8 protein-coding genes and 1 pseudogene are annotated in these 15,913 nt (G+C 70.0%); 3 read left to right on the forward strand and 6 right to left on the reverse strand.

All coding sequences use genetic code 11. The features are described 5' to 3' along the window. Positions 1-3: 3 nt before the first annotated feature. Complete coding sequence (locus tag IF00_RS0119950) at positions 4-3,129, reverse strand: CHAT domain-containing protein (RefSeq protein ID WP_030319863.1); 3,126 nt, start codon at positions 3,127-3,129, stop codon at positions 4-6. Positions 3,130-3,531: 402 nt separating this feature from the next. Between IF00_RS0119950 and IF00_RS41470 the strand changes: the two are divergent. Further along, a pseudogene (locus tag IF00_RS41470) lies at positions 3,532-5,034 on the forward strand (ISAzo13 family transposase). 1,017 nt (positions 5,035-6,051) lie between these two features. Further along, on the forward strand, positions 6,052-6,822 hold the full coding sequence (locus IF00_RS0119965; protein WP_030319865.1) for a hypothetical protein: 771 nt from the start codon (positions 6,052-6,054) through the stop codon (positions 6,820-6,822). Between the two features lie 696 nt (positions 6,823-7,518). Here the strand turns inward: IF00_RS0119965 and IF00_RS47070 are convergent. Next, positions 7,519-7,833 (reverse strand): hypothetical protein, encoded by a 315-nt coding sequence (locus tag IF00_RS47070; RefSeq protein ID WP_245234593.1) that lies wholly within the window; start codon positions 7,831-7,833, stop codon positions 7,519-7,521. On the opposite strand from IF00_RS47070, the gene IF00_RS0119970 reads away from it, so the two are divergent. Then, positions 7,721-8,851, forward strand: a complete 1,131-nt coding sequence (locus tag IF00_RS0119970) for an MFS transporter (RefSeq protein ID WP_245234587.1) — start codon at positions 7,721-7,723, stop codon at positions 8,849-8,851. The genes IF00_RS47070 and IF00_RS0119970 overlap by 113 nt on opposite strands. Before the next feature lie 443 nt (positions 8,852-9,294). On the opposite strand, the gene IF00_RS0119975 is transcribed toward IF00_RS0119970, so the two are convergent. From IF00_RS0119975 to kynU, 4 genes are all read right to left on the reverse strand, one after another. Beyond that, on the reverse strand, positions 9,295-10,422 hold the full coding sequence (locus tag IF00_RS0119975; RefSeq protein ID WP_030319868.1) for an NHL repeat-containing protein: 1,128 nt from the start codon (positions 10,420-10,422) through the stop codon (positions 9,295-9,297). Between the two features lie 403 nt (positions 10,423-10,825). Continuing rightward, positions 10,826-12,316, reverse strand: a complete 1,491-nt coding sequence (locus IF00_RS0119980; protein ID WP_030319869.1) for an amino acid permease — start codon at positions 12,314-12,316, stop codon at positions 10,826-10,828. A gap of 234 nt (positions 12,317-12,550) precedes the next feature. Further along, positions 12,551-14,326, reverse strand: a complete 1,776-nt coding sequence (locus IF00_RS0119985) for an LVIVD repeat-containing protein (RefSeq protein WP_051820500.1) — start codon at positions 14,324-14,326, stop codon at positions 12,551-12,553. A gap of 211 nt (positions 14,327-14,537) precedes the next feature. Next, on the reverse strand, positions 14,538-15,809 hold the full coding sequence (kynU, locus tag IF00_RS0119990) for a kynureninase (protein WP_425338338.1): 1,272 nt from the start codon (positions 15,807-15,809) through the stop codon (positions 14,538-14,540). Positions 15,810-15,913 lie beyond the last annotated feature (104 nt).

Here is a 15,913-nt window from a genome sequence, read left to right on the forward strand (position 1 = left end):
CCATCACTCTCCCGTGTAGCTGAACGCCGCCCAATGGACGGGATGCCGATAAGGGCGGGTCGTCTCCCAGAAGCGCCGCGCCGCCGGTGAGGCTGGTGGCCGGCCGCCCAATTCGCTGTTGGTGACGGAACGGACCCAGGTCTGGGCCCTGCGCAGTGCCTCGGCCGGGTGCGGGCAGGAGCCTGAGCGCCACAGCTGGTAGAAGCGCTCGAGCAGCAGGCTGCTGCTCTCATCCGGTGCCCGCCACATGCTGCTCACAACACCTCCCACGCCTGTGCCCAGCAGCGCCTGCACGAGCGAGCCGGTCGGGCGTGGCCCCAGGAAGTTGATTCCCCCCAGGCCGAGAGAGCAGGCGGAGAGCACAAGCAGGCGGGTACCGGTCAGCTGTTGCTCCAGCAGCTCGCCCATGCTGAGGATCTCGTCGTCGGCCAGGGTCAGCCCGCTGGCGAGGGGGCGCAGAACGTCTGAGTGACCGTGCGTGGCCAGATGTACGACGTCGGATCCCGGGAGGGCGGCGAGGACCGCGTCGCGGCGTGCGTCGGTGCCCGTCAACAGTGTGGAGCGGGCGAAGTGGAGGACGGCTCTGCCGGCCTCTCGGCGCGCTCCGGGCAGCGGCTGGTTGTGCATGGGCTCGGGATCAGCGACCGCGAGGATGCTGCGCGGCTCGCCGGAGTGCTGCGGTGTGCCCGCCCTTGGCCGCCTGGCGCCGCTTGCGAAGGTGACCAGGGTCGTGTCCAGGACGTATCGTCGGCCCTCCGGCAGCGTGGGGTCCGCCCACCACGCGGCATGCAGCGGCAGCGATCCGAGACGCGCGCCGTGCGGAATCACGCAGAGCCAGGAGGTGGGCCACTTCTCCAGCACGGGTTTCACGAGATGCTCGCCCACCCAGCCGACAAGTGAGTCCACGCTCTGCCGGTGCCAGGCGGGATCCGGGGTGGTGCCCTGGCTCAATCCCGACAGGCCAGCCCGGCCTGCCACGTCCTTGGCAGAGACGGGAAGCCACAGGGCGTCGACCCGGCCTGACGCATCCACACCCACTGCAAGGACGTCTGTGCTGCCCAGGACACACAGGTGGACGACGACACACCCCTCGGGAGGTGGCCGCAGATCCGGACCTCCCTCCGGCACCAGGTCACGTGCGGAACGGATGGTCTCCAGACTCCGCAGGGCTGTTCCCAGGTCGCCCGCGTGGACCGCGCTGAGGGCTGCCTGGACCGCGATGACATCAGCTTCCTGGATTCGCTCGAGACGAGCGCTCAGACTCCCGCCGGTTGCCTCCAGAGCTGTCAAGGCCCGCCGAAGAGCGATCTGCGCCGCCGTGGACGCCTCCTCCCAGATGCCCGCGCCGGCCGCGCCGCGGGACCAGTCGGCAGCGGCGTCCGCGGAGCCTTCGACGTCGTCGGGAGCGGCCCACTCGCGGATCAGCTGTAACCCTTCCGCCGAGCACCGGTCCCGGGTCAGCAGCAGCGAGCCCAACTGTCGGCTGCTGTCCTCGTGCCGGTATCCGCCCGCCGACAGCATGGCGCGCGCGCCGCGGGCCAGCTCGATCGCCTCCTCGAGATCCAGCGGGCTGCCGCTCATGTCGTACCTGGCACGCCAGCAGTCGGCGAGCTTCGCCGTGAGCAGCGCGTGCCGCATGCCGCCCTCGGGCTGTACCGCGGCAGCGCGTTCGAGGACGTCCATCGCACGCCCGAGCGCCAGCGAGTGAGGCCGGTGCCGCAGATGCCGCAACAGCGCGGATGCCAGGACCTGCGCATGGTCCGCGGTCATGGTGGGAGTGAGGCCCGTTCTGGCCGCCGGCCGGTTCAGCAGAGTGATCGCGCGTGCGACCAGTTCCTCCTCGAAGATGCCCCGGGCACTGGTCAGCAGGCCCTGTGCGGCGGCCAGGAGCTCCGTCGGCCCGGCCTGGTGATCCGGCTCGCTGAAGTCGTCGGGGAAGACCAGGTCCAGGAGGGGCTCGTCGGCCGGGGAAGCGAGTCGGCAGGTCATCAGGTGGGCTGCCGCGTCGCGGTGGTCGGGAGATTCCGGCGTGGAGATCGCGGTGATGCGGCGGAAGCAGACCGCGGCCCGCGCCAGATCGCCAGGTGAACCGGTCTCTGCGACGTACCGATGCTGAAGCAGGATCCCGATCGTGTGGAGGACGGGCACGGTACCGGGGCCGTCCTCGGTGAACGCCGTGAGTTCCCTTTCGGCGTGCGTGAGAGCCGCCCGTGCCGCACGCTGGTCCGTTCGGTCGCCCTCTTCCCACCACCGCACCAGCAGTTTCGTCACGAGCTCGGCGAGAGGTGAACCGGTGCCGGAGGCCGTGCTACGGCTGATGCTCTCGGGCAGCAGCGTCAGCATGCGCTCGACCTGTGCGTCGGGGAGCTCCTCCTTCTTGCTCAGACACATCAGCGCGGTCAGCGCCCAGTCAAACGAGTACAGGTCATGATCCTCCGATTCCGGATCGCAGTGGGCGACGGCCTCCGCTGCCAGATCCAGAGCCCGTCGGGCGTACCGTTCACCAGGGTGATCGGCCAAGGCCAGGAATCGCGCGGCGGCGGCTTTGAGGAAGCGGTCGGAGTCCGTCCGGCCTTGCTGTACCGAGATCCACGCCGCCTCCTCGGCGGTCTCCGCCAGAGCCACGCGGCCGCTGTCGTGTTCGCGTCTGCGCAACAGCTCCTCGTACGTGCGGAGAAGAGCGACCGTCACCTCCAAGTGCGGAGCACCACCTCGGGTGGTAGCGCGTTCCTTCAACTCCCGCACCAGCACGACGGCTTCGGTGAGTTCACCGAGATCATGCTCCGGAAGTAGACCCTGGCAGAGTCGGACGACGGCCACGAGGTTGGGCGACGCGGACTCCTCCTCGCGCAGCGAGCACGCCTCACCCACGTTGCGCATCGCCTGGTGCACCGCCCGCACAGAGCGCGTTCGCTCGCCGCGCGCGTACCAGACGCCGGCCAGGTTCTCCAAGGCTGCGGCGCGGTAACGGGCACCCTCTGCCCCAGGCAGATCCGCCGGAACGGAGCGCAGCGCGTAGGTGAACGACTTCTCCGCGGCATCGGCCTGGTCAGGACTGCCCTGGCGGTTGTAGGCCGCCAGGGCCTGCACGCCATGACTGAAGTGCTGCATGTATTCGCTGTCGGTCATGCTCCCCCGTTCGGCTCAGTACACGTCACGGCTCGGCTCTGCCTCATGGCAACACAGCCAGCACGACGCTACCCCCGCCCGCAGCCTTCCGAGCCCAGATCCCGGACAACGTCTGCCAAGGAGAGCCGTGACCCCGGGTTCTGGACACCCGAGACACGTGGATCTTGATGGTCCAGGACAACGGAGTCCCCGCGGGGATGACGTATTGCCCCGCCGAGTTCACGGCGGTCACGGTCGCGTTGCACGGGTCGCGGCCTCGAGCGACGAGCAAGCCGGTCGCCGGCGACCTTGGGGTGAACACCGAGAACTGAGGAACTGGACCCCGATCGCCGATGGGCGCGACCCTAGGGGCTCGCAGAGAGTCAAGGTACTGCTTCCCGTAGTTCAGCTCGTTGATGTGATATGCGCATATCTGGCGAGGTCCGTGGTCAACTCGGCCTGAAGTTCGTGGTGTTGTTTCCGCATCCGGACGAGCGGCAGCGCCGTCTACTGATGGGGGGCTGAGGCCCGATCCTGGGCCATGGCGGGATCCGGGCGGTCGCCCGGGCGGCCGAGGTCAGCGAGGCCACCGTGCGCAAAGGCGTGGACGAGCTGGAGGCGGGGGCGGAACCGCTGGGCCGGGTCCGCCGTCCCGGTGGCAGGCGCAAGCGGGCGGCCGAGGTGGATCCAGGGCTGCGGCCCGCGCTGTTGGCGCTGGTCGAGCCGGATATGCGCGGTGATCCGATGTCGCCGCTGCGATGGACACGAAGTCCACCCGCAGACTCGCCGACGAACTCACGAGACAAGGCCACCGCGTCTCGGCGGATACCGTCACCGACCTGCTGCGGGAAGAGGGGTTCAGTCTCCAGGCCAACGCCAAGACCGTCGAGGGAGCTCAGCATCCCGACCGGGATGCCCAGTTCCGCTACATCAACAACCGGGCCCAGGAGCACATGGGTGCCGGCGACCCGGTGATCAGCGTGGACAACAAAAAGAAGGACCGCGTTCGCCGTGGATTCGATCCGCCGCTGGTGGCAGGCCCGCTCCAGCCACGACTACCCGCGGGCCACCCGTCTGCTGATCACCGCGGACGCGGGCGGCTCCAACGGATACCGCACCCGCTCCTGGAAGACCGAACTCGCCGCCCTGGCCACCGAGACGGGCTTGGAGATCACGGTCTGCCACATGCCGCCGGGCACCTCGAAGTGGAACAAGATCGAGCACCGGCTGTTCTCCCACATCTCCATGAACTGGCGAGGCAGGCCTTTGACCAGCAACAACGTCATCGTGAACAGCATCACCACCACCCACACCGGGCTGAGAGTCCACGCGGAACGCGACCCGGGCACCTACGACACCGGTATCAAGTCTCTGACACTGACATCGGCGCCTTACCCATGCACCGGCACCGCTTCCACGGGCGACTGGAACTACACCCTCCGTCCACAGCACCACGACACGATCGGCGCGGCCGAAGCCCCGCGGCCGGCCGGGAGCCTGCCCTCGCAGTCCCGATCAGGTGGTTTGCGCAATCCGGAACTGACCGGCATGACCGAGCCGGCGCTGGAGGCACTCGTCGACCAGCTGTCCCAGAGACTCGATGAACTACGTGAACACGGGCGGTCCCGGCAGCGAGGAGGAGACCGCATCCGGGCTCGCGGCGCCGGCGCCAAGGACAAGCTGACCACCGCCGACAGAGTCCTGGCCACCGTGCTCTACCTGCGCAAACTCGGCACCCGAGACCTGATCGCCCAACTATTCGGAGTCAACGGCAGCACCATCACCAGGGCCGTTCACCAAGTCCGGCCTCTCTTGGCCGAGCACGGCCACACCGTCCCACCCTCGACAGCCAGGTTCCGCACACCCGCCGACGTCACCGCGTTTCTTGCGAACAACAGCCCCACGAAGATCAAGTCAGCATGTTGATTCTCTGCGAGCCCTTAGCCCTGGCGATTTCCTCTCTCGTTGCCCGTTGGATCGAGGCATTCTCCGTGGAGACCTGTCGGCCCGCCCCTCGTTGTGTGGCGGCTCGCCGCCGCCACGGGCCATCGGTCAGGGACCCACTCCGTGCCGACCAAGATCCGGGCCATACGCGGACCAGCCGCCCGCAGCCGGGTCGAGTCGTGGCCGTTTCCGCTGGTCAGAGGCCATGAGAGGCGCGTACCACCGGCACTCCAAGAACCTGCTGGTGTCGTACTCGCCGAAGAAGCTCGGCTTCTTCTAGAGCGCCAAGTCGAGCTCCCGGGAGAGTAATTGCCCTCCCGGGACCAGCTCCGGAGTGTCACCCACCGGCACGGAATCATGACGCCAAGTGCGGAACGGAGCCGCTCGGTCGCGCCTCCCGGATCAGTCACGGACCAGACTCCCGCCCGGAGTGAGGCAGGCGTCAACCCTCTGACGCGTGTGGTGGCACGACGTAGCGACAGCTCGACTCTGCAGAGCGCCGTGGGACCCCGGGCGGGACCTCGGCCCGGTTGCCGTCGGCGGCCTTGAGGAGCGGCCGCTGGGCGATCCTGTCGTGCCAGGCCACCGAGGCGAGCCTGTCGGTGCGGACGAGGTGGCGGCGGACCAGTCCGATGAGTGGTCAGCAGACCGGGGCCCGCTACGACCTTGGCAGGTTACAGGACCGCGAAGAGTACTCACTTCCATGTCCGAATGGAATACATGGAAGGCGAACGACGCCGGGCTCGCAGCGTTTGCTGACGGTCTTCTCACACGGGAGCCAGAAACCGTGACGGGTTGCTGACGGCGCCGGCCCGCCCGGCAGCGACCCGCATTCGAGTCTCGTATGCTCCGCCTCTGGCCGTCAGGCCAGCGGAGATCCACGAGGTCCTGGGCCGGAAGGAACAATTCCTCCCGTCCACCTGTCATCTCTCGACGGGCCGCTCCCGCACCGACGTGGCGGCCGCCTTCGCTCTTCACCGTCCGAGACCGAGGAGATCCATGGCCGACACCGTCCACTCGCTGACCGCCCGCCTTCACGAGCTGCTCGTGGCGCACGTGACCGACGGGGCCGCCGACATCGCCCCGGGCCTCCGGGACATCGTGGCGCGGGGCGCGGCGCTCGGACCCGACGGCGCGTGGATCGCCGCCGGGGCCCACGCGAACCTCAGCGGGATGGCCCTCGTGCAGGGGCAGGCGGACCGGGCGGTCTCCCACCTCGAAGCCGCGGTATCGGCCGGCTACAACGACTGCGTGGCCCTCCACGCCGGCCCCGCGCTCCCGCTGCACCGGGATCCGCGCTTCCAGACCCTCTACCAGCGCATGCGTATCACCGAGGACGACTTCGACGAACTGCTCTGGCTGCACCAGGAGATGCGGACCGCGGTGAGGGACGCGCAGGACGCGGTGGTCGACAACATCGGCCGCCTCGACACCGGGGTGTCCCCGCTCCCACAGGCCCCGCTGCCCACCCGCGAGCCGCACACCCAAGGCGTCCTGGCCACCCGCGTCGACCTCGCCGCGCTCCAGACCGCGCTCCAGCGGGCCGCCCTCAAGGCGGAGTTCCAGCGCAGTTCCGGCAACACCAGCCTCGATCTCATCGACGGCTCGTGGGACCGCCCCAGGGCCAGGCGCGACGCCTGGCACGCCGACGCGTCGGACACCCGGCGCCAGCGGGCCGCCGAGGCCCGGGCCTTCGTCGAACGCCCCAGCGCCGGGTCGTCCCTCCTCTCCCCCTGTCCTCCGCTGGGCTCGATCACGTACCCGGCCTGATCCCAAGAAGGGCCGGGCCGGACGGAGGAGGGGCAGCACTCCAGGGCTTGCGGGAGAGCCTGCTCCAGACGGGCCAGGGCCAGGCCACCCAGAAGGTCCTCGCGATGGCCGGATCCGGGCCGAATCCGGTCCACGCTCCGGTATCGCCCCGGAGACACGGACGTTCGTCCTGGTCTGAAGGATGCCAAGCCTGTGCCGCCGGCAGACCAAGAACCTGCTGGTGTCGTACTCGCCGCAGAAGTTCGGATTGTTCCAGAGCCTCAAGCCGGCTGTCTGGAGGCGCCGTCACGCTCCAGGCAGTCCGACACCGGAGGCACTCCAGGCAAGCTTCAGGCTGCATCGAATCGATGGTCGACCCGCACGAGGTCTGCCCCCGGACCGGTCATGGACCGGGCTCCCGCCCGGGCACATGTGGTGGCACGACGTAGCGGGACCTCTCAGGCCCCGCAGCGCGCTCCGCGGGCGCCCCTCCGCAGGCGGACGCGGGCCGGGTCGGGCCCGGCCGGCCCCGGGCCGTCGTATCTCGACCGCGCCTCTGATGGTCCGCCGGGGCCGACGCGTCCACCGCGGAGGCGCACCGGATGGCATGTGATGCGGGAGAACACAGAACAACATCGAATCGAGTCGCCGTCTAGCAGGATTGCGACGTGAACCGCCACGCGACGACTTTCCTGGGCAGACGGTTTCTCGACTTGTTCAAGTCGTCGCGGGGGTCGATTGTTGACGTCGGAAATCTGCCAGAAGACGGCGCACGGTCCTGCTGCACTGGAGGCCACACTCTCCCTGTGATGCCCAACTCAGGACGGGATTCATGTCCACAGCAACCACCCCTGCTGTCCAATCTCCCGCATCGCCCGACCGCTCGCCTTTCATCTCCTGGCTGGCCGTCATTTCGGTAATGCTGGGAATCTTCTCCATCGTCACGACCGAAATTCTTCCCATCGGCCTTCTCACGTCGATCGGATCGAGTTTCACCATTTCGGACGGAATGGCTGGTCTCCTGATGACCATGCCAGGATTCCTCGCCGCGGTCTCGGCCCCCGTGGTCACGGTGGCCACAGGACGTATCGACCGGCGGGTCATGCTGGGTGTGCTCATCCTTCTGCTGTCGCTGGCCAACTTCCTTGCCTCCGCCGCGTCGAGCTACTGGCTGCTCCTGATCTCCCGCGTCATGGTGGGTGTCACCATCGGCGGCTTCTGGTCCATCGGGGCCGGACTCGCCGGTCAGCTGGTTCCCGCGAAGTCCGTGGGCCGCGCGACCTCGGTGATCTTCTCCGCCGTACCGCTCGGCTCCGTACTCGGAGTACCGCTGGGCACGTTCATCGGTGACATCGCAGGCTGGCGGACGGCGTTCCTCGTCATGGGCGGCTTCACGCTGGCCGTCCTCGTGCTGCTTCTCGCAGTCGTCCCGCCCCTCCCTTCGGACCAGGCGACGCGCCTCGACGTCCTCGGCAGCATGCTCCGGAGGGTCAACACCCGCTTCGCCCTGGTCATGACCTTCCTCGTCGTGCTCGCCCACTTCGGCACGTACACGTACATCACTCCGTTCCTTGAGCAGCTGACCCACGTCGGTTCGGGTCTCCTAACGGTCTACCTGCTCGTCTACGGAGCGGCCGGAATGGCCGGCAACTTCCTCGGCGGATCCACGGTGGGACGCTATCCGCGGTCCACCTTCGCCACGGCGGCGGCCCTGATCGCGGCCGCGACCCTGCTCCTGCCCGTCGTCGGGCAGTCGGACGCCGGCGCGGTGGCGCTGCTCGTCGTGTGGGGCGTCGCCTACGGCGCCGTCCCGGTCTGCTCCCAGACCTGGTTCTCGAAGGCCGCCCCCGACTCCCCCGAGGCATCCTCCGTCCTGTTCACCGCCTCCTTCCAGGCCACCATCTCCATCGGGGCCCTGGTCGGAGGAGCCGTCCTCGACCGTTCCTCGCCCTCCACCGTCATGGTGCTGGGCGGGCTGACAGCCGTCTTCGGGGTCCTCGCGGCCTGGGCCCACGGGGCGGGAAGGTTCACGTGGCCGAAGGCCTCCTAGCGCCGCCGTGACCACCACTTCCGGTAGAGCTAGAGCCAGACCAAAGAAGCGCACCAACTGTCGTTTCGCTGGTCGGCCCGGGTGCAACCGCTGTACCACCAGCAGACGAAGCATCCGCTGGTCTCCTGCTCACCGAAGAAGCTCGACCTCTTCTCACAGCACGAAGTAGGGCGCCTGACCTGGGCGTTGGCCCGACAGGCGCCCCATAGCGCTCCGATCAACAGCGATCTGCGTCATGTCGGCGCGGCCAGACCGTGCTCTCGCCCGCCGCCGGGTGCGGCTCCAGGGGCGCTCATCCCGAGGGCCTTCTTCCGCGGCGTCGCCGACGGCGCCGGTCAGGAGCCGATCGGCCCGGGGACGGTCGGCACACGGCTCCTCCGCATGCCGTCGCCGACCGTCCACGAGGCCGGGGCGGCTCCGCCCGGCTCCTCGGGTGTTCTCGGTCAGCGGCGGATGCCCGCGTATGCCGACGGGGAGATGCCGCCCTCCGCGCCCTGAGCTCCGCCGACGGTCCAGACCCGGCCCGCCGCGTCGGTCGCGGCGCCGTAGAGGAATCCCGCTCCGGTCGGGTTCTCGGTGCGCTTGAGCAGGCCGTCGGGTCCGAGCGTCAGGACATAGTTCCCCGCCGGGTTGACGTCGGGGTTCATCGTCTCCCCCACGATCACCGGGCGGCCGGAGCCGTCGAAGGCGATGTCGAACAGCTGACCCGTCTCGGCGGGCGTACGGACGATGGACCAGGCCCGGCCGTCGAAACGCACGACGACGGGGCGGCGCCACAGGTTCTCGTCCCGCATGTGACCGACGGCCCAGATGTCGTCCTTCGACCGCCGCTCGATGCCGTCGAACATGGCGCCGTCGAGCTCGCTCGGCAGCTTCTGCTTCGTCCACGACGTGCCGTCGAACCGCGAGATGCCGTCGCCGATGGCGAGGACCACCCCGCCGGGGCCCACCTCCAGCTGGGAGACCCAGGCGAGCCCGGAGTCGGCCGGCAGCCGGGTCCAGCCGCCGCTGCCGTCCGCCCTGCCGCGGAACAGGGCCGGCCGGTACTCGCCGGTCGCGTCGGTGTATCCCCCGTGCACCCAGACCGCACCACGCGCGTCCACGTCGACGGCCGACAGCGACGTGCCGCTCGCCCCCTCCGGGAAGGGCAGCTCGACAGCGCTCCAGGCCCTGCCGTTCCAGCGCTGGAGCAGCGCGCGCCCCTGGTCCCAGTCGTCCTCCCCGACGGCTTCGTAGCGGGTGCCCACGGCCCACACCTGGTCCGGTGCGCCGACCGCGAGGTCCTCCAGCCGGCCCTGCTCGGCGGGCTGCGGGGGCGCCTGCCAGCGGGTTCCGGTCCACCGCATGGCGACCGGAGCGAAGGGCCGGGTGGTCGCGTCGTTGCGCTTGCCGACGGCCCAGGTCGCGCCGCCGGCGGTCTCGACGTCGAACAGGACGCTGCCGTCGCTGTGTGCGGGGCTCACGTTCCGCCAGTTCTGGGTCTCCGCCGCGGCCGGGGCCGCGGCGACAGCGACGAACGAGGTGAGGCCGACGGCGACGGCGGTGGCCGCACGGGGCAGGGAAAGGTTCATGACGGAGTTCCTCGCAGGGATTCGGGTGTCGTACGTTCTCTCACCCCTTTGACGCACCGACCCGCGAGGAATGTTTCAGACTTCTTCGAGACAACCTTGAGCGGCGGCCGGATGCGAGGACCACAAGTCCCGTGCGCAGCACGTGCCTTGAAGGGCAATCACCTCGTCGTTCGCACCGGTCCGTGTCCGGCGGCGAGCCGACGAGGACCGTGCACTCGCCGTTGGCGCCGTGGGTACGCGGCAATCAGGGACAGTGCGCGACTTCGGCGCGGTGAGTACGCGTCCGGCCCGGCCCGCGGGCGGCTGTCGCCGTTCCACCGGCCGGCCGGACTCAGGAGGCCGGGACGACGTGCTCCGGACCGCCTCCCCTCCGCGGCGGGCCGGAGATCCGGCCCGCCGGTCCTCAGGTCCGCCGGGCCCGGCGGACCGAGGTCAGGGCGTAACAGCCGAGCAGGACGGCGGTGAAGGCGAGACCGATGCCGGCCGCCTGGCGCATGTCCGGGACCTCGACCGCGGTGGCGGCGACAGCCAGCACGCCCACCCCTGCCACGACGGCGAGCTTGCCGCCGCCGGGCACGCTGAACCCCGTGAAGTCCTCGGGATGCGTGTCCCGGTGTCGCCGGAAGGCGATGTACGAGGCGAGGATCAGCAACCAGACGAGCAGCACCGCGAAGAGGGCGATCGACATCAGGATGCCGAAGATGCCGCCGATGTCGTAGAAGGCGAGCAGCGCGGCGGCCGCGATGCCCAGGGTGGAGGCGGCCAGCGCGTTGGCCGGGACGCCGCGCGAGGTGAGGCGGGCCAGGGGCGCCGGGGCGAGGCCGTCGTCGCCGAGGGAGTGCAGCAGTCGGGAGGCGCCGTACAGATGGGCGTTCGCCGCGGAGACGGCCGCGATGAGCACGACGACGTTGGTGAGGGTCGCGGCGGCGGGGACGCCGATGTCGGAGAAGACCCTCACGAACGGGCTCGCCTCGACACTGCCGTCGCCGGCGGCCAGACGCCGCCACGGGATCAGGGCCACGACCAGGGTGATCGCCAGGACGTAGAAGACGCTGAGTCGCCAGGCGAGCTGGCGCATCGCGGTGCGGATGGACCGCTGCGGATCGGTGGCCTCGGCCGAGGCGATGGCGACGACCTCGAATCCGGCGTACGCGAACATCACCACGGACATGGCGATCCAGACCGACTTGGCGCCCTCGGGCAAGAACCCGCCGTCGTCGGTGAGGTGCGCGAAGCCGGTGGCCCCGGTGTCCGGCAGGCCGAAGAAGACGAGGAACGCGGCACACAGGATGAACGCGCACAGCGCGGTCACCTTGATGGTGGAGAGCCAGAACTCGGTCGTGCCGAAGGACTTGACGTTGATGACGTTGACCGCGAGGACCACCGCGGCGACGGCGAGGATGGCCGCCGACATCGGCACGCCCGGCCACCACCAGCGGATGTAGAGCGCGGAGGCGACGACTTCCGTACCGATGACGACGACCGCGCTGAACCAGTACATCCAGCGCGTGACGAAGCCGGCCCACGGGCCGAGGTACGTGTGCGCGACGGCTCCGAACGAGCCCTGGACGGGATGAGCGGCGGACATCTCGCCCAGCAGGACCGCGATGACCGCGACCAGGACGGCGCCGATGGCATACGAGACGATCACCGCGGGGCCCGCGGCGGATATCGCCGATCCCGAGCCGAGGAACAGGCCGGTGCCGAGCGCGGAGCCCAGACCGATCATCGTCGTCTGACGGGGAGTGAGGGAGCGGACGAGGCCCGTGGCCTTCGTCGGCTCGCCGTTCGCGCCGGGGGGTGACGTGGCGGTGGACGCCGCGGCAGGTGTGGAGGTGGCTGTCGAGGCGGGAAGGGAGGCGGGGCCCTGGGAGGGCCTTTCCGGAGCGGTCATGACAGGAGTCCTTCGGTACGGGGGGCGGAGCGGGAAGGTCCCGTGGAGGGGTGTGGGAGGGGCTGCCGGGGCCGACCCCGGCCCCGGCAGCGTGCGGCGTGCGCCGTGCGCCGTGCGACGCTCTGCGTACGGCGTACGGCGTACGGCGTACGGCGTACGGCGTACGGCGTACGGCGTACGGCGTGCTGCGTGCTGCGTGCTGCGTGCTGCGTGCTGCGTGCTGCGTGCTGCGAGTCAGAACTCGCTGTTCCGGAAGGGCTTATCGGGCCGGTTCAGGTCGGGACTGCCCAGGACCTTCTGCGAGGACAGCGCGTAGATGCCGTGGTTGGTCAGCGCCCAGGCGATGTTGCGGTCCCACTCCACGTACACCCCGTGGGTCTGGTTCCCGTACGCGTACTCCGGGGTGCCGCTGCCGTACGCCTTCGGGACGAAGTAGGCGTCGACCTTCGGCGCGGCCGGGTCGGAGACGTCGAAGAACTGCACACCCGCGTTGTAGAAGCCGTAGCCGAGCACGCCCGGGGTGTGGCGGCCCGGGTTCGTGTAGGAGCCGGTGCGCTTGGGGCCGAAGCTGCCGCGGCGCTGGCAGAAGTCGGAGAAGCCGGCCGACGGGGGCGGGGTCGGGCGCGGCAGCACGCCCACGACGCGGGGGTTCTTCGGGTCCTTCGCGTCGATCTGGTAGACGTCCTTGTAGGGCTCGTAACAGTCCTCGGTGAGGGGGTAGCCGGAGTAGTAGACGATTCCGGTCCTCTCGTACTGCGAGACGTCGATGTTGTCGCCCTCCGTGCCCGCGACGGACGGCGGCAGGTCCAGGTGGCTCACGGTCCTCAGGTCGGCAGGGTTCGAGATGTCGAGGACGGTCAGGCCGTAGCCGCCCATGGCCGCGAACGCGTAACGGCCGCCCTGCTCGACGGGCTTGGGGATGAAGAGCGGCATGCGCGCGCCCATCCAGCTGGTGCGGTTGCCGCAGCGCGGGTTCTTGCGGTACGCCGCGTCCTCACCGGTGCGCTGGCCCGGCAGGTGCCAGGTGTCGAGCAGTTTCGGGTGGGCCGGGTCGGCCATGTCCCAGGACTGGTAGCCGGCCGAGTGCAGGTTGGTGGGGTACTCGGTGCCGGAGTACGTGTCGTCGGGCGCCGTCGCGATGAACATGTACCGCTGACCGGTCCAGTACGGCGTGTCGAGCGAGCCCGAGCCCTGCTGCGCCGTGCCGGGGTCGCTCTTGAGAGGGTCCTTCTGGGTGGCGTCGGTGGAGACGGTCGCGAGGAGCTTCCAGTCCTTCTTACGGGGGCCGTCCAGCCGGAACACCTTGAAGCCCTTCAGTCCGGGCTTCTCGCGCAGCTTCCTGACGCCCTCCGGGTTGCTGTACTTGTCGTGCGCCGGGTCGTCGCTGAGCTCCCGGATCTGCCGCTTGTCCTCGAAGCTCTGCACCATGACGTAGGCGTCGAGCCTCTTGTTCCACTGGATCGTGGAGGCGCCCCAGTAGTCGTCGGCCGCCCAGGTGCCGTTGGAGCGGGTCTCGTCGCCGTCCACGTCCTGGCGGCTCATCCGCTCGACGACCTTCACCTTTCTCACGTCGGTGATGTCGTAGACGCGCCCCTCGGAGCGGTCGTACTGGAACATGTAGCGACGGCCGTCGAAGTCGACGATGTTCTGCCAGGTGTGGAAGTAGTCGGGGGTGAAGTCGACTCCCTCGTAGGCGGCTTCGACCTTCATGTTCTTGATGTACGAGCGGGTGTCGTACTTCTCGTTGCGGCCCGGGAACGTGTGCTCGTGCTCCTCGTCGACCGGGGTGAGGGCGGGATGGCGGAAGGTGTCGTCGAGCTGCATGCCGTACGCGCCGGGGTCCGCCGGTTCGGGGCGCCGGTCGGCGCAGACGTCCGGGATGTTCGGATCGGCGGTGGTGGCCGCGGTGGTGGCGCCGGAGCTGCCCGGCACCAGGAGGGTCGCGGCGGTGGCCGCGGCGACGGCCGTGGCCAGGGTTGCTCTGGTGCGGAGCGATCGCGGTGTTCGCATGGTGTGTCCTAGGGTCTCGGCGGCGGAGAACGGACCTACGGAGGGATGCCGGCCGTGTCGGAGCACGGCGCGGCCCGCCGGCACGGAGGTGACCGAGCGGCGTGGACCCGGTCGCGCGGTGGTCAGGGGGTGCGGTGACCTCGGGGATCGCGCGAGCCGAGTGGTCGGGAGCGGTCAGGGGGCCGGGCGGAGCGGTCAGGCGACCGTCGCGTCAGGTGACCGTCGGGCGCTGCTGGTACGCGGCGGCCCTGTGCCCGCCCGTGCACACGATGTCCCGCAGCTCGCGCACGGCGTGCAGCACGTCCGCGTGCGTGAGGTAGAGGGCGTTGAAGCCGAAGCGCAGCAGATCGGGGGCGCGCATGTCGCCGATCACACCGCGCGCGGTGAGCGCGGCGACCAGCGGGTACGCCTCCGGGTGCCGCAGGGCGACCTGGCTGCCGCGGCGTCCGGGCTCGCGCGGGGTGGCCATGGTGAAGCCGAGACCGTCGAGGAGGGAGTCGGCGCACTCCTGGAAGAACCCGGTGAGGGAGAGGCTCTTGGCCCGTACGGACTCCATGTCCACGCCGTCGTACGCCGTCAGTGCGGCTTCCAGGGCGACCAGCGAGAGCAGGGCCGGCGTGCCGATGCGGGCCCGGGTGATGCCCTCGGCGGGGGCGTACGTACCGGACATGGCGAACGGCTCCGCGTGCCCGTGCCAGCCGGTGACGGGGTGGTCGAAGGCCTGCTGGTGGCGGGCGGCGACGTAGGCGAAGGCGGGGGCGCCGGGGCCGCCCGAGAGGTATTTGTACCCGCAGCCGACAGCGAAGTCCGCGCCCGCTGCGTCGAGTTCGATCGGCAGGGCGCCCGCCGCGTGGCACAGGTCCCAGTGCGCCAGGGCGCCCGCGGCGTGCGCGGCGGCGGTGAGCCCGGCGATGTCGTGCAGCTCGCCGGTGCGGTAGTCCACCGGGGCGTAGGCGACGACCGCGACGTCCGCTCCTTCGGCGGCGAGCACCGCCGCGGCCTCGCGCGCGGGTATCCGGCGGACCTCCAGGTCCAGCAGCCGGCCCACCGAGTCCGCGATGTACTGGTCGGTGGGAAAGTGGTCGGGGTCGGTCAGGAGCAGCCGTCGGCCGGGGCGCAGCCTCGCCGCGGCGAGCAGGGTGTTGAACAGCTGGACGCTGGTGGAGTCCCCGGCCACGACCTGGCCCGCGGCCGCACCGATCAGTCGGCCGATGGCATCGCCGGTCCGCACCGGCGCCTCCCACCAGCCGTTGGCGTTCCAGGAGCGGATCAGGTCGGTCCCCCACTGCCGGTGAACGGCATCCTCGACGGCCGGGGGGACGGCGGCGGGCAGCGCGCCGAGGGAGTTGCCGTCGAGGTAGACGATCCCCTCGGGGAGAAGAAAGCGGTCCCTGACGTGGGCCAGCGGGTCGGCGGCGTCCAGCGCGGCAGCGCGTTCGGTCCGCGTGGCGATGAGCTTCTCGATGGATGCGGCATCGTCGATGGACGTGGTGTCGTCAATGGCCGCGGTGGCCTCGATGGATGCGGCGTCGAGGTTGGCGCCGGGTGGTGCCGAGCGCTGCTCGGTGGGTGCTCCGCGGGTGCTTC

Origin of the sequence: Streptomyces flavochromogenes (assembly GCF_000717595.1) — a bacterium.
GTDB classification, from domain to species: Bacteria; Actinomycetota; Actinomycetes; order Streptomycetales; family Streptomycetaceae; genus Streptomyces; species Streptomyces flavochromogenes.

Excerpts from the sequence above, each read along its gene's own strand:
- IF00_RS0119985 (WP_051820500.1), bottom strand. The coding sequence starts at position 14,326 with ATGCGAACACCGCGATCGCTCCGCACCAGAGCAACCCTGGCCACGGCC.
- IF00_RS0119975 (WP_030319868.1), bottom strand. The coding sequence starts at position 10,422 with ATGAACCTTTCCCTGCCCCGTGCGGCCACCGCCGTCGCCGTCGGCCTC.
- IF00_RS47070 (WP_245234593.1), bottom strand. The coding sequence starts at position 7,833 with ATGGTCATCAGGAGACCAGCCATTCCGTCCGAAATGGTGAAACTCGAT.
- IF00_RS0119950 (WP_030319863.1), bottom strand. The coding sequence starts at position 3,129 with ATGACCGACAGCGAATACATGCAGCACTTCAGTCATGGCGTGCAGGCC.
- IF00_RS0119965 (WP_030319865.1), top strand. The coding sequence starts at position 6,052 with ATGGCCGACACCGTCCACTCGCTGACCGCCCGCCTTCACGAGCTGCTC.
- IF00_RS0119970 (WP_245234587.1), top strand. The coding sequence starts at position 7,721 with ATGCTGGGAATCTTCTCCATCGTCACGACCGAAATTCTTCCCATCGGC.
- IF00_RS0119980 (WP_030319869.1), bottom strand. The coding sequence starts at position 12,316 with ATGACCGCTCCGGAAAGGCCCTCCCAGGGCCCCGCCTCCCTTCCCGCC.